At 74.9% G+C, this 15,485-nt stretch carries 3 protein-coding genes; 1 reads left to right on the forward strand and 2 read right to left on the reverse strand.

What is annotated here, in order from left to right; genetic code table 11:
- Window positions 1-9 precede the first annotated feature (9 nt).
- On the forward strand, window positions 10-5,511 hold the full coding sequence (locus tag ACZ6CZ_RS29055) for a type I polyketide synthase (RefSeq protein WP_469027019.1): 5,502 nt from the start codon (window positions 10-12) through the stop codon (window positions 5,509-5,511).
- 199 nt (window positions 5,512-5,710) lie between these two features.
- Here the strand turns inward: ACZ6CZ_RS29055 and ACZ6CZ_RS29060 are convergent, their stop codons facing one another.
- Both ACZ6CZ_RS29060 and ACZ6CZ_RS29065 read right to left on the reverse strand, forming a co-directional pair.
- Window positions 5,711-6,868 (reverse strand): acyl-CoA dehydrogenase family protein, encoded by a 1,158-nt coding sequence (locus ACZ6CZ_RS29060; RefSeq protein ID WP_469027021.1) that lies wholly within the window; start codon window positions 6,866-6,868, stop codon window positions 5,711-5,713.
- 33 nt (window positions 6,869-6,901) lie between these two features.
- Window positions 6,902-15,484, reverse strand: a complete 8,583-nt coding sequence (locus ACZ6CZ_RS29065) for a type I polyketide synthase (protein ID WP_469027023.1) — start codon at window positions 15,482-15,484, stop codon at window positions 6,902-6,904.
- Window position 15,485 lies beyond the last annotated feature (1 nt).

Consider the following 15,485-nt stretch of genomic DNA (forward strand, 5'->3'; position numbering starts at 1 on the left):
GAAACGGCCATGGCCGGTGACGAGACCGAGAAGTTGGTCGACTACCTGAAGAAGGTCACCGCGGAGCTGCACAGCACGCGCAAGCGGCTGCAGAGCGCGCACGAGAAGGACCGGGAGCCGATCGCGATCGTCGGCATGGCCTGCCGCTACCCGGACGGCGTGACCAGCCCCGAAGGCCTCTGGGACCTGGTCGCCGAGGGCCGCGACGGGGTGTCCGCCCTGCCCACCGACCGCGGCTGGGACATCGACGGCGTGTTCCCGGCCGACCCGGCCGCCGCCGACGGCGAGGGCACCTCGTACTGCCGCCGCGCCGGCTTCCTGTACGACGCCGCCGACTTCGACCCGAAGTTCTTCGGCATCTCCCCGCGCGAGGCGGTCACCATCGACCCCCAGCAGCGGGTGCTGCTGGAGACCGCGTGGGAGGCCGTCGAGCGGGCCGGCCTCGACCCGCACAGCCTGCGCGGCTCCCGCACCGGCGTCTTCGCCGGGGTGATGTACCACGACTACGGCATGGGCGACATCCCCGCCTCCACCAGCGGCGGCAGCCTCATCTCCGGCCGCGTCTCCTACACCCTCGGCCTCGAGGGCCCCGCCGTCACCGTCGACACCGCCTGCTCGTCCTCGCTGGTCGCCCTGCACATGGCGGCCCACGCCCTGCGCCAGGGGGAGTGCGACTACGCCCTGGCCGGCGGTGTGACCGTCATGTCGACGCCGGGCATGTTCGTGGAGTTCAGCCGCCAGAAGGGCCTCGCCCCCGACGGCCGCTGCAAGTCCTTCGCCGCCTCCGCCGACGGCACCGGCTGGGCCGAGGGAGCGGGCATCCTGCTCCTCGAACGCCTCTCCCGCGCCAAGGCCAACGGCCACCGCGTCCTGGCGGTGGTGCGCAGCACGGCCGTCAACCAGGACGGGGCGAGCAACGGCATCACCGCGCCGAACGGGCCCTCGCAGGAGCGGGTGATCCGGCAGGCGCTGGCCGCGGCCGGACTGTCAGCGGCGGACGTCGACGCGGTGGAGGCGCACGGCACGGGCACGACGCTGGGCGACCCGATCGAGGCGCAGGCGCTGCTGGCCACTTACGGTCAGGAGCGCCCCGACAGCGGGCGCCCGCTGTGGCTGGGCTCGCTGAAGTCGAACTTCGGGCACGCGCAGGCGGCGGCCGGGGTCGGCGGCATCATCAAGATGGTCATGGCGATGCGCAACGGCGTCCTGCCGAGGACCCTCCACGTCGACGCCCCCTCCCCGCACATCGACTGGTCGGCCGGCGCGGTGGAACTGCTCACCGAGGCCCGCGAGTGGACCACGGAGGAGGGCCGCCCGCGCCGCGCGGGCGTCTCCTCCTTCGGCATCAGCGGGACGAACGCGCACGTCATCCTGGAGGAAGCCGAACCGGAGCCCGCCGCCGCGCAGGTCCCGGCCACCACCGGCGGCGCCGGAGCCCCGGTGCCGTGGGTGCTCTCGGCACGCGGTGAGGCCGCGCTGCGCGGGCAGGCCGAGCGGCTGGCGTCCTTCGTGGAGGCCGACCCCGCCGCCGACCCGGTCTCCGTGGCACGCGCCCTCGCCGGACGCTCCCGCTTCGAACGGCGAGCGGTGCTCTTCGGCGAAGACCGCGACCAGCTCCTCACCGCCGCCCGCGAGGTCGCCGACGCGGGCACGGTGCCCGCAGCCGCCGCCGGAGTTCCCGACGCCGGGGTGCTGTTCACGGGGCAGGGTGCGCAGCGGCTGGGCATGGGTGAGGGTCTGGCGGCCGCGTTCCCGGTGTTCGCGCAGGCCTTCGAGCAGGCGTGCGCGGAGGTCGACAAGCATCTGGAGCGGCCGATCCGTGAGGTGATCGCGGACGAGGCGTCGGGGGAGCTGGACCGTACCGGGTACACGCAGCCGGCGCTGTTCGCCTTCGAGGTGGCCGCGTACCGGTTGCTGGAGTCGTGGGGTGTGCGGCCTCGGGTGCTGGTGGGTCACTCCATCGGTGAGCTTGCCGCCGCGCATGTGGCGGGTGTGTTCGGCCTGGAGGATGCCGCCCGGCTGGTGACGGCCCGGGCGCGGCTGATGCAGGCGCTGCCGGAGGGCGGCGCGATGATCGCCGTCGCCGCCGGGGAGGACGAGGTCGCCGCGCTGCTGGCCGGGCACGAGGCCGAGGTGTCCGTCGCGGCCGTCAACGCACCGGGTGCGGTGGTGATCTCGGGTGTGGAGGAGGTCGCGGTTAGGATCGCGGAGGAGCTGAAGGAGCGCGGTCACCGCATTCACCGGCTGAAGGTGTCCCACGCCTTCCACTCGCCGCTGATGGAGCCGATGCTCGCGGAGTTCCGCACGATCGCGGAGTCCGTGAGCTACAACCCGCCCCGCATCCCGGTGGTCTCCACCGTCACCGGTGAACTCGCCGCCGACGAGCTGTGGCAGGACCCGGAGTACTGGGTCGGCCAAGTCCGTGCCGCCGTTCGCTTCGCCGATGGTGTGAACGCCGCTCACAGAGCGGGAGCGCGTGTACTGGTCGAGGTCGGCCCGGACGGTGTGCTGGCGGCAATGACCCGCCAGACCCTGACAGAGGACATCCCCGTCGTCGCCGTCTCGCGCAAGGACCGGCCTGAACCGAAGGCGGCCGCGGAGGCGCTGGCAACCCTGTTCACAGCCGGAATCGACGTCGACTGGACGTCGTACCTCGACGCCCTCGGCATCCCCACCCGCCCCGTCGACCTGCCCACCTACGCCTTCGACCGCCAGCGCTACTGGCTGACCCCGTCGGACCGGAACGCGGACGTGTCGACCGCCGGGCTCGGTGCGGTGGGCCATCCCCTGCTCGGCGCGCTGACGGAACTCGCCGGCGCCGATCATCTGGTGCTCACCGGGCGGCTGTCGCTGGCCAGTCACCCCTGGCTCGCCGACCACGCCGTGCTGGGCACGGTGATCGTGCCGGGCGCGGCGATGATCGAGATGGTGGTGCAGGCCGCCGACCACGCGGGCGGTGACCGGGTCGACGAACTGACCCTCCAGGCGCCGCTGGTGCTGCCGGCGGCCGGCGCGGTGCAGGTGCAGGTGGTGGTCGGGGCGCCGCTCGACGGCGGTGCCCGACCCGTCGCCCTGCACTCCCGGCCCGCCGACACCCCGGACGCCCCCTGGACACTGCACGCCGAGGGCACGGTGAGTGCCGGTGCCCCGGCGGCGGAGGGACTGACGCAGTGGCCGCCGGCCGGTGCGGAGCCGGTCGCGGTGGACGAGATGTACGAACGGCTGGGGCAGCTGGGCCTGGAGTACGGGCCGCTGTTCCAGGGCCTGACCGCGGCCTGGAAGACGGCCGACGAGGTCTACGCCGAGGTCACGCTGCCCGACGAGGGCCGCGCCGAGGCGGGCCGCTTCGGGCTGCACCCGGCCCTGCTGGACGCCTCGCTGCACGCGCTGAGCCTCGGTGACTTCGTGCCGGGCGTGGAGCCCGGGAAGCCGTCGCTGCCGTTCGCCTGGCAGGGCGTGACCCTGCACGCCTCGGGCGCCTCGGCGGTCCGGGTGCGGGTGGCGCCGGCCGACTCCGGTTCGGGGGCGAAGCTGGACATCGCCGACCCCTCCGGGGCGCCGGTGCTGAGCGTGGAGTCGCTGGTGCTGCGCCCGGTCTCCGCCGAGCAGCTGGCGGCCGCGGGCAGCGGCGCGCCGGGCGTGCTGCACGGCATCGACTGGAGCGAGGTCCCGGTCGTCGAGGGCGGTCCGGCCGAGGGGCTGGCCGTGTGGGGCGACGGGCTGCCGGCCCTGACCGGCGCCGCCCGGTACGCGGGCGTCGAGGAGCTGGCCGCGGCGGCCCCGGCGACCGTGCTGACGGTCGTGGACGGCGGTGACCCGGACGACGTGCCGGGCGGGGTGCGCCGGGCGCTGAACACCGCGCTCGACCGGATCGGCGCCTTCCTGGCGGACGAACGCCTGGCGGGCGCGCGGCTGGTGGTTGTGACGCGTGGCGCGGTGGCCGTGAGCGACGGCGAGGCGCCCGAGCTGTCCGCGGCGCCCGTGTGGGGTCTGGTGCGGGCCGCGCAGGCCGAGCAGCCGGGCCGGTTCGTGCTGCTGGACGTGGACGCCGACGGCGTGTCGCCGGCGCTGCTGACGGGCCTGGTGGCCCTGGACGAGCCGGAACTCGCGGTGCGGGCCGGCCGGGCCCGGGTCCCGCGCCTGGTGCGGACGGCCGCGACGGCCGCCCCGGCCGGAACGCTCGACCCGGAGGGCACGGTCCTGGTCACCGGCGGCACCGGCGGTCTGGGCGCCCTGGTGGCCCGCCACCTGGTCACCGCCCACGGCGTCCGGCACCTGGTGCTGACCAGCCGCCGGGGCCCGGACGCGCCGGGTGCCGCGGAGCTGACGGCGGAGCTGGCGGAGTCGGGCGCGTCGGTGACGGTCGCCGCCTGCGACGTCGGTGACCGGGCGGCCCTGGCCGCACTGCTGGCGGAGGTGCCGGCCGGGCACCCGCTGACGGCGGTCGTGCACGCGGCCGGCGTCGGTGACAACGGCCTTGTGGACTCCCTGACCCCGGAGCAGGTCGACAAGGTGCTGCGTCCGAAGGCGGACGCGGCCTGGCACCTGCACGAACTGACGGCGGAGCTGCCGCTGACCGCGTTCGTGCTGTTCTCCTCGGCCGGCGGCCTGGTGCTGGCTGCCGGGCAGGCCAACTACGGCGCCGCCAACGTCTTCCTAGACGCGCTCGCCGCCCACCGCCGCGCCCAGGGCCTGCCCGCCACCGCCCTCGCCTACGGCCTGTGGGACACGGAGACGGGCCTCAGCTCCTTCCTGGGCGAGTCGGACCTGGAGCGCATGCGCCGCCTGGGCCTGCCGCCGCTGTCGGTCGCCGACGGCCTGGCGTCCTTCGACGCGGGCCTGACCGCCACCCGCCCGGCCCTGGTGCCGCTGCGGGTGGACCCGGCGGCCTTGCGCACCCGCGGCGACGGCCTCCCCGGCCTGCTGCGCGGACTGGCGGCACCGGGCGGTCGCCGTACGGCCGCCTCGGCGGGCCGCGCCCAGCGGTCCGGCGGAGGCGACCTGGCCGCGCGGCTGGCCGCCCTCGCCCCGGCCGAGCAGCGGGCCCTGCTGTCGGACCTGGTCCGCGGCCAGGTCGCCACGATCCTCGGCTACGGCGGCGGCGCGGAGGTGGAGTCGGGCAGGCCGTTCCAGGAGTTCGGCTTCGACTCCCTCACCGCGCTGGACTTCCGCAACGCCCTCAACGCGGCCACCGGCCTCCAGCTCCCGGCCACGCTGATCTTCGACTACCCGACCTCCGACGCGCTCACCGACCACCTCCTGGAACGCCTCGGCGGCGCGAAGAACCCGGAGGCCGACGCCCTTCAGCTGTTCACCGAGCTGGACCGCATCGAACAGTCCCTCACCGCCGCCACCCTGGAGGACGTCACCCGCACCCGGCTCGGAGCCCGGCTGCGCGACCTGCTCACCACCCTGGAGGCCGGCTCCGCCGAACAGGCGCTCACCGACCGCCTCGACTCCGCGACCGACGACGAGATGTTCGCCCTCCTGGACAACGAGCTGGGAGTCTGACCCGCCCGGCCCCCGGGCCGACGGCACCACGGCAACCCCCGGCCGGATCACCGGCCGGGGGTTCGTCGTGCGCGGCGCGTGCCGGTCGTAGGACGCCGGCGGCGCGGCGTGCGCGTCCGTCCCCGCGCAGACCGAAGGCCCGCCCCGGGCAGGACACCGTGGCCCGGGGCGGGCCTTCGCTGACAGCCGGACGTGCCCGCTACGAACGGCGCGGGATGGGCACCACGTACCGGCTGTAGACCAGTTCCCGCAGTACGTCGTCGCCGCCCTCGACGATCGACACGTACCGCAGGTCGCGCATGAGCTTGCCGATGGGGTGCTCGTGCGTGTAGCCGAGACCGCCGAACATCTCCGAGCCGACGGTGGCGATGTCCCAGCCGGTCTGCCCGCAGAACATCTTCGCGGTCAGGGCCGACTTCAGCGTGCCCTGCTTGGCGAACGCCGCCGCCGGGTCGGGACCCTGCATGACGGCGTCGTAGTCACGCGCCGCCGCCCGGCACTGGGCCTTCATGACGTCGATCTGCATCTCCATCTGGCCCAGCTTCGCCATGAAGACCGGGTTGTCGGTCAGCGGACCGCCCTTGACCTGCTTGGTCTTGCCGTACTCCATGCACAGGTCGCGGATGCGGCGGGCGATGCCCAGACCGGTGGTGGCGATCAGGATGCGGCTGGCGTTCAGGCCGATCTCCAGCAGCCGCAGCCCCGAACCCGCCAGCTTGTACGCGGCCGGCACCCGCACGTTCTCGAACGACACCTCGTACGTCGCCGAGGCGCGCAGGCCGATGACGTCCCAGCGCTTGACGACCGTGATGCCGGGGGTGTCCCGCGGCACCACCACCGCCAGGTGCTCGCTGGGGTCCTCGGCCGACGCGGCCACCACGACCAGGAAGTCGGCGAAGCCGGTGTTCGTGGAGAAGTACTTCTCCCCGTTCAGCACCAGGTCCGCGCCGCTGCGCGCGGCCGTCGTCTCGATCCGGCCCAGCTCGCTGCCCGCGTTGCGCTCACTGCCGAGCGTCGCGCAGTACGTGCCCTTGGCCGCCATCGGCTCGACGAACCGCTCCTTCAGCTCGTCGGAGCCGTACAGCGACACCATGCTGGTGCCCAGCACCGAGATGAACAGCGTGAAGGCCACGCCCGCGTCGCCGTACGCCAGCTCGTTCACGATGTCCACGCTGTCGGAGAGGCTGAGGCCGAGGCCGCCGCTCTCCTTCGGTATCCACCAGTTCGCGAGCCCCGTCTCCCGGAACTTCTCGTACAGCGGCAGCGGCATCTCGCCGAGGGAGTCGAGGTAGTCGTGCCGCCCCTTGATCTCCTGGGCGACGAACCCCCGCACCGCCTTCTGGTATTCGGTGGCCACCTGCCACTCCTTTTCGTTGGTTGCGAGATCTGGCTACGAGGCGTCCGCTTCGAGTGCCATCTGGATCAGGTCGTCGAGCTGCATGTCGTCGATGCTGTTCTCGGCCTGCTCGGCCTGGCCGGAGGCGTCCCGGCCGCCGGAGCGGTCCGCGCCGTCCGCGAGCCGCAGCAGCTCCTCCAGCAGCCCCGCGTCCCGCAGGCTCTGCACGGGCACCGACGACAGCAGCCGGCGGACGTCCTCGTCGCTGGGCCCGCTCTCCTCGGCCTCCTCGGCCTCGGGGAACAGCAGGTCGCGTACGTGACCGGCCAGCGCGTCCGGGGTCGGGTAGTCGAAGACCACCGTGGTGGCCACCTTCACCCCGACCTCCTTGTTGAGCTGGTTGCGGAACTCCACCCCGCTCAGCGAGTCGAAGCCCAGCTCCTTGAAGGAGTACTCGGTGTCCACGTCGTCCGCGGACGGGTAGTCCAGGACCACCGCGATGATCTCCCGGATCAGGTCGAGCAGTTCGCGTTCCTGCTCCTGCGGCGCCAGCGTGCTCAGCCGCCGCACGACCGCCGGCAGCTCGGGCTGCAGCCCGGCGGCAGCGGCACCCTCCGCCGCCACCACCCGCAGCCGCGGCTTGGCCGCCGCCTTCGGCCGGACCAGGCCCCGGAAGACGGCCGGCGGCTCGTCGAGGCGGTGCAGCGCCGCCCGGTCCAGCCGGACGGGCACCAGCAGCGACTCGCCGCCGGTCGCGAGCGCCGCGTCGAACAGCGCCATGCCCTCCGCACCGGTGAACGGCGCGATGCCGCCGCGGCGGAAGCGGGCCACGTCCGCGGCGCCCAGCGCGCCGCCCATGCCGGCCTCGACCTCCCACAGGCCCCAGGCCAGCGACAGCCCCGGCAGGCTCCGGGCCCGCCGGTGGGCGGCGAGGGCGTCCTGGTAGACGTTCGCGGCCGCGTAGTTGGCCTGCCCGGCCGTGCCCACGGTGCCCGCGACGGACGAGTAGAGGACGAAGAAGGCCAGGTCCAGGTCCTCGGTCAGCTCGTGCAGCCACTGCGCGGCGGCCGCCTTCGGGGCGAACACCTCGTCGTAGCGGTCGGCGGTCAGCGCCGTCACGGGCGCGTCCCGCAGCACACCGGCGAGGTGGACGACACCGGCCAGCGGCCGGTCGGCGGGGATCGCGGCGATCCGCGCCGCGAGGTCCGCCCGGTCGGCGACGTCGCAGGCGGCCACCGTGACCTCGGCGCCCAGCCCGGTCAGCTCCGCGACCAGCTCGGCCGCGCCCGGCGCCCGGTCCCCGCTGCGGCTGAGCAGCAGCAGGTTCCGCGCCCCGTACTCCGTGACCAGGTGCCGGGCCGCCAGCGCACCGAGACCGCCGGTGCCACCGGTGACCAGCACCGTCCCCGAACCGTCCCACCCGGGCCGCTCGCCCGCGGCCGGCGCCTCGGCCAGCCTCGGCACCAGCACCTGCCCGGCGCGCAGCGCCAGCTGCGGCTCACCCGAGGCGCACGCCCCGGCCAGCACCGCCACCGGCACGTCCTCGTCGGTGTCCAGGAGCACTAGCCGCTCCGGGTGCTCGGCCTGCGCCGACCGCACCAGACCCCACACCGGGGCCTGCGTCAGATCGGGCGCCTCGCCGTCGGCGACGGCCACCGCGCCCCGGGTCACGACCACCAGCCGCGCCCCCGCGGGCTCCTCCCTCGCCAGCCACTCCTGCACCAGCGCCAGCACCTCGTGCGCGGTGCCCGTCACGTCACCGGCACCGGCCCGGGCGACCACCAGCTCGGGCGCGGGCGCCCCGGCGGCGACCGCGGCACGCAGCGCGGACAGGTCCGCGTAGCCCTCCGCGTCCGCCGACGGCGCGTCACCGAGGACGGCGATGCGCGCGGCCCCGCCCTCCTCGGCCTGGTTCGCCGCCACCCACGTCAGGCTCAGCAGCGAGGCGGGGACCGCCCCGGCGGCCGTGGCGAGCTGCTCGGCGGACGCGGGCACCAGGGTCAGCGAACCGACCGACAGCACCGGGACGCCGTTGTGGTCGGTGACCTCCAGCGCCACCTCCTGCGGGCCGCCGCGGGTGATGCGCACCCGCAGCGCCGTGGCACCGACCGCGTGCAGCGCGATGTCCGACCACACGAACGGCAGCAGCGTCACCGCCTCCGGGTCCTGGCGCCACAGGTGGTCGAAGACCACCAGCAGCACCGGGTGCAGCGCCGCGTCCAGCAGCGCCGGGTGCAGCCCGAACCGCTCGGCGTCGGCGCGCGCCTCCTCGGGCAGCACGACCTCGGCGTACACCTCGTCGTCGGTCGTCCAGGCCGCGGTCAGCCCCTGGAACACCGGCCCGTACGCGTAACCCCGCTCCAGCAGCAGCGGGTACGACTCCGCCAGCTCGACCGGCTCCGCACCGGCCGGCGGCCACTGCGCGAGCCCCTCGCCCGGCGCCGCGCCGGACGCCGCCAGGGTGCCCTCCGCGTGCTGCGTCCACGCCGCCTCGGGCACGTCCGCGTCCCGCGAGTGCAGGGCGACCTTACGGGTGCCGTCGGCACCGGGTGCCCCGACGACCACCTGCACCTGCCGGGCCCCGTTCTCGGTCAGCACCAGCGGCGCCTGGAGCGTCAGGTCCTGCACGACCGGCGCACCGGCCTCCTCACCGGCCCGCAGCACCAGCTCGACCAGTCCGGTGCCGGGCACCAGGACGTGTCCGTGGACGGCGTGGTCGGCGAGCCAGGGGTGCGTGGCCAGCGACAGCCGCCCGGTGAGCACCAGCTGATCGGCGCCGGCCAGCTCGGTGACCGCGCCCAGCAGGGGGTGCGTGACCGGGCCGAGTCCGGCGGTGGAGACGTCGGTGGTGCGGGGGGTGGGGACGAGCCAGTAGCGCTGGTGGTCGAAGGCGTAGGTCGGGAGGTCGACGGGGTGTGCCGGGCCGCCGAGGGCGTCGAGGTAGGTGGTCCAGTCGACGTCGATTCCGGCTGTGAACAGGGTTGCCAGCGCCTCCGCGGCCGCCTTCGGTTCAGGGCGGTCCTTGCGGGAGACGGCGACGACCGGGATGTCTTCGGTGAGGGTCTGGCGGGTCATTGCCGCCAGCACACCGTCGGGGCCGACCTCGACCAGTACACGCGCTCCCGCGCCGTGAGCGGCGTTCACACCATCGGCGAACCGAACAGCGGCACGGACTTGGCCGACCCAGTACTCCGGGTCCTGCCACAGCTCCTCCGCCGCCAGTTCACCGGTGACGGTGGAGACCACCGGGATGCGCGGAGCCTGGTAGCTCACGGACTCGGCGATCGTGCGGAACTCCGTGAGCATCGGCTCCATCAGCGGCGAGTGGAAGGCGTGGGACACCTTCAGCCGGTGGATGCGGTGACCGCGCTCCTTCAGCTCCTCCGCGATCCGAACCGCGACCTCCTCCACACCGGAGATCACCACCGCACCGGGTGCGTTGACGGCCGCGACGGACACCTCGGACTCGTGGCCTTCGAGGAGTGCGGCGACCTCGTCCTCCGCAGCGGCGACGGCGATCATGGCGCCGCCCTCCGGCAGCGCCTGCATCAGCCGCGCCCGGGCCGTCACCAGCCGGGCGGCATCCTCCAGGCTGAAGACACCGGCCACGTGCGCGGCGGCGAGTTCCCCGATGGAGTGACCCACCAGCACCCGAGGCCGCACACCCCACGATTCCAGCAGCCGGTACGCGGCCACCTCGAAGGCGAACAGCGCCGGCTGCGTGTATCCAGTACGGTCCAGCTCCCCCGACGCCTCGTCCGCGATCACCTCACGGATCGGCCGCTGAAGGTGCTTGTCGACCTCCGCGCACGCCTGCTCGAAGGCCTGCGCGAACACCGGGAACGCGGCCGCCAGACTCTCACCCATGCCCAGCCGCTGCGCACCCTGACCCGTGAACAGCACCCCGGTCTGGGGGGCACCCGGGACCGCGCTCACGGAGGAGTCGCCGGTGGCCAACTCGCGTACCGAGGAGAGGAGTTCGTCGCGGTTCCGGCCGAGCACCACGGCCCGGCGTTCGAAGCGGGAGCGTCCGGCGAGGGCGCGTGCCACGGAGACCGGGTCGGCGGCGGGGTCGGCCTCCACGAAGGACGCCAGCCGGTCGGCCTGCCCGCGCAGCGCGGTCTCGCCGCGTGCCGAGAGCACCCACGGCACGAGCAGCTCCGTACCGGCGTCGGCGGCCGGAGCCTCGGCGGCGGGCTCGGGCTCGGGCTCGCCCTGCTCCAGGATGACGTGCGCGTTCGTCCCGCTGATGCCGAAGGAGGAGACAGCCGCGCGGCGCGGGCGGCCCTCCTCGGCGGTCCACTCGCGGGCCTCGGTGAGCAGTTCCACCGCGCCGGCCGACCAGTCGATGTGCGGGGACGGCTCGTCCACGTTCAGCGTCTTCGGCAGCACGCCGTTGCGCATCGCCATGACCATCTTGATGACACCGCCGACCCCGGCCGCCGCCTGGGTGTGGCCGATGTTGGACTTCAGCGAGCCGAGCCACAGCGGGCGTCCGTCGGGGCGGTCCTGGCCGTAGGTGGCGAGCAGCGCGCCCGCCTCGATGGGGTCGCCGAGCGCGGTGCCGGTGCCGTGCGCCTCGACGGCGTCGACGTCCGCGGGGGACAGGTTCGCGGTGGCCAGGGCCTGCCGGATGACCCGCTCCTGCGAGGGGCCGTTGGGCGCGGTGAGGCCGTTGCTGGCGCCGTCCTGGTTGACGGCCGTGCCGCGGACGACCGCGAGGACGCGGTGGCCCTTGGCTCGGGCGTCGGAGAGGCGCTCCACGGCGATGACGCCGACGCCCTCCGACCACGACGTGCCGTCGGCGGAGGCGGAGAAGGACTTGCAGCGGCCGTCGGGGGCGAGGCCGCGCTGCCTGCTGAACTCCAGGAACATGCCGGGCGTCGCCATCACGGTGACACCGCCGGCCAGCGCCAGGTCGCACTCGCCCTGCCGCAGGGCCTGTACCGCCATGTGCAGCGCCACGAGGGAGGAGGAGCAGGCGGTGTCGATGGTGACGGCGGGGCCCTCCAGGCCGAGGGCGTAGGAGATGCGGCCGGAGATGACGCTGCCGGCGCTGCCGGTGAGCTGGTAGCCCTCGGTCGGGCCGGACGACTCGTGCAGGCGGGGGCCGTAGTCGGTGGCCATGGCGCCGGCGAAGACGCCGGTGCGGGAGCCGCGCAGGGTGTGCGGGTCGATGCCGGCCCGCTCGACGGCCTCCCACGCGGTCTCCAGCAGCAGCCGCTGCTGCGGGTCGGCGGCCAGCGCCTCGCGGGGCGCGATGCCGAAGAAGCCGGCGTCGAACTCCCCGGCGTCCGGCAGGAAACCGCCGTTCAGCGTGTACGTGGTGCCCGGGTGCTCGGGGTCGGGGTGGTGCAGCTTCTGCGGGTCCCAGCCGCGGTCGTCGGGGAAGGTGCCGATGGCGTCCCGGGCCTCGGCGACCAGCCGCCACAGCTTCTCCGGGGAGGCGGCGCCGCCGGGGAAGCGGCAGGACATGCCGACGATCGCGATCGGGTCGTCGTCGGCGGCGGTGCGCGGCGCGGTCGGGGCGGCGGTGTCCGCGTCGGTGCCGAAGACGCTGTCGTGCAGGTGGCGGGCGAGGGCCTGCGGGGTGGGATGGTCGAAGAGGGCCGTGGTGGGCAGCCGGACCTCGGTGGCCTCGCTGAGCACGTTGCGGATGTACACCGTCAGGTGGGAGTCGGCGCCCAGCTCCTTGAAGGTGCGGGTGGGGTCGACGTCGTCGGGCGAGGGGTGGCCCAGCGCGGCGGCGACGTGCGCGCGCACCAGGCGCAGCACGGCGCTCTCCCGGTCGGCGGGGCTCAGCGGCTCGAGTTCGGCGCGCAGCGCGGAGGGCGCCGCGTCGTCCTCGTCGGGCCCGGCGGCGGCCGCGGCGAGCTGCCGGGCGGGGCCGGACGCGGCGGGCAGGGCGGAGGTGTCGAGCCAGAAGCGGCGCCGCTGGAAGGCGTACGGCGGCAGGGCCACGCGCCGGCCGCCGCGGTCGGCGAGCACGGTCCGCCAGTCGACCGGCAGGCCGCGGACGTAGCCCTCGGCCAGGGAGGTCAGGAAGCGGTCCGGGCCGCCCTCGTCGCGGCGCAGGGTGCCGAGCGCGACGCCCGGCCGGCCGGCCGCCTCCAGGCTCTCCTGGAGGGCGGTGGACAGCACCGGGTGGGCGCTGGCCTCGACGAAGAAGGAGAAGCCGGCGTCGAGGAGCCCGGAGACGGCGTCGGCGAAGCGGACCGTCTGGCGCAGGTTGGTGTACCAGTAGCCGGCGTCCAGGGCGGTGGTGTCCGCCAGGGCGGCGCCGGTCACCGCGGAGACGAAGGGGATGTCGGCCGCGCGCGGTTCGACGTCGGCCAGCGCCTCGAGGACCTGGTCGCGGATCACCTCGACGTAGGCGCTGTGCGAGGCGTAGTCCACGGCGACCTTGCGGGCGCGCACGCCGTCCGCCGCGCAGGCGGCGAGGAGCTCGTCCAGGGCGTCGACCTCGCCGGCGACGATGCTGGAGGAGGGGCCGTTGACGGAGGCGAGGGAGATCCGCTCGCCCCAGGGCGCCAGCCGCCGCTCGGCCTGCTCGGCGGGCAGTGCGACGGACACCATGCCGCCGAGGCCGGACAGGCCCTCGCGGATGGCCTTGGCGCGCAGCGCCACGACCCGCGCGCCGTCGCGCAGGCTGAGGGCGCCCGCCACGGTGGCGGCGGCGATCTCGCCCTGGCTGTGGCCGACGACCGCGTCCGGCTCCACACCGGCCGCCCGCCACATCGCGGCGAGGGAGACCATCACGGCCCACAGGGCGCTCTGCACCACGACCACGTCGTCGAGGGAGGGCGCCGACTCGTCGCCGCGCACCACCTCGGTCACCGACCAGTCGACCCACTCGCTCAGCGCCCGGTCGCACTCGGCCATGCGCGCGGCGAACACCGGCGAGGAGGCGAGCAGCGCCGCCGCCATGCCCTGCCACTGGGCGCCCTGGCCGGGGAAGACGAACGCGACCTTGCCGCGCACGTCGGCGGCGCCGGTCACGACCTGCGCGGCCGGCAGCCCGCCGGCCACGGACGCGAGCCCGTCGACGGCTGTGCTCACGTCCCCGGCGAGGACCACCGCACGCTGCTCCAGCGGGGCCCGGGTGGTGGCCAGGGACAGCGCCACGTCGGCCAGCGCGGGCGCGGCGGACGCCGCGTCGTCGCCGGGGCGGGCGAGGAACGCGGCCAGCTGTCCGGCCTGCGCCTTCAGCCCGGCGCGGTCGCCGCCGCCGACGACGGCGGGCAGCGGGACGGCGACGGCGGGGTCGAACAGCGCCGGGGCGGCCGGGGCGGCCGTGTCCGCCGCCGCCGGGGCCGGGTGCGCTCCGGCCTGCCCGTCGAGGCCGGCCCGCCCGTCCCACTCACCGACGACGACATGGCAGTTGGTGCCGCCCATGCCCCAGGCGGACACGCCCGCCACCAGCGGGCCCTCCTCGCCGCCGGGCCAGGGACCGGTGGTCACCGGCACCCGCAGGTTCAGCTCCTCGAGCGGGATCGCCGGGTTGGGGGTCTCGAAGTTCAGGCTCGCCGGCAGCGCCCGGTGCTGGATGCTCAGGACGACCTTCAGCAGACCGGTGATGCCCGCCGCGCCCTCCAGGTGACCGACGTTGGTCTTCACCGAGCCCACCGCCAGCGGCCGGTCGGCGCCGCGCGCGGCACCCAGGGCCCGGCCCAGCGCGGCCGCCTCGATCGGGTCGCCGACCGGGGTGCCGGTGCCGTGCATCTCGACGTAGCGCACGTCGGCGGCGTCGACGCCGGCCTGCCCGAGGGCGAGCCGGATGACCTCCTCCTGGGCCTCGCCGTTGGGCGCGGTGAGGGTGTCGCCGCCGCCGTCGTTGTTGACCGCGCTGCCCAGCAGCACGGCACGCACCGGGTCGCCGTCGGCGATCGCCCGGGACAGCGTCTTCAGCACCAGGACGGCGCCGCCCTCGCCGCGGACGTAGCCGTTGGCGCGGGAGTCGAAGGTGTAGCAGCGGCCGTCGGGGGAGAGCGCGCCGAAGCGGCCGATGCGCTCGGTGGTCTCCGGGATCAGGTTGAGGTTCACGCCCCCGGCCAGCGCCACCGTCGACTCGCCCGAGCGCAGGCTCTCGCAGGCCAGGTGCACGGAGACCAGCGAGGAGGACTGCCCGGTGTCCACGGTCAGGCTCGGGCCGGTCAGTCCCAGCAGGTAGGAGACCCGGTTGGCGATGATGCTGCGGTGCAGGCCCGTCATGGTGTGCGGGGTGACCGCGCCGTCGCCCAGCTGACCGGTCAGGCTGGCGTAGTCGTCGGTGATGACTCCGGTGAACACACCGGTACGGCCCCCGGTGAGCCGCGCCGGGGCCAGCCCGGCGTCCTCCAGGGCGTGCCAGCTCAGCTCCAGCATCAGCCGCTGGTGCGGGTCCATGGCCGTCGCCTCGCGCGGGGATATCCCGAAGAAGGCGGCGTCGAACTCGTCGACGGAGTCCAGGAACGCGCCGCGCCGCCACGACGTCCGCTCCGCGGGCCAGCGGTCGGCGGGCGCGTCGGTGACGGCGTCCCGGCCGGCGTGCAGCAACTGCCAGAAGGACTCGGGGTCGGGCGCCTGGGGAAGACGGCAGGACAGGCCGATGACCGCCACCGGCTCGTTGACTGTGCGAGAGGCTCGTTCGGTAGACATA

It is taken from the genome of Streptomyces sp. NPDC041135 (assembly GCF_055592085.1).

Coding starts and splice junctions, on each gene's coding strand:
- ACZ6CZ_RS29055 (WP_469027019.1), top strand. CDS start 10: ATGGCCGGTGACGAGACCGAGAAGTTGGTCGACTACCTGAAGAAGGTC.
- ACZ6CZ_RS29065 (WP_469027023.1), bottom strand. CDS start 15,484: ATGTCTACCGAACGAGCCTCTCGCACAGTCAACGAGCCGGTGGCGGTC.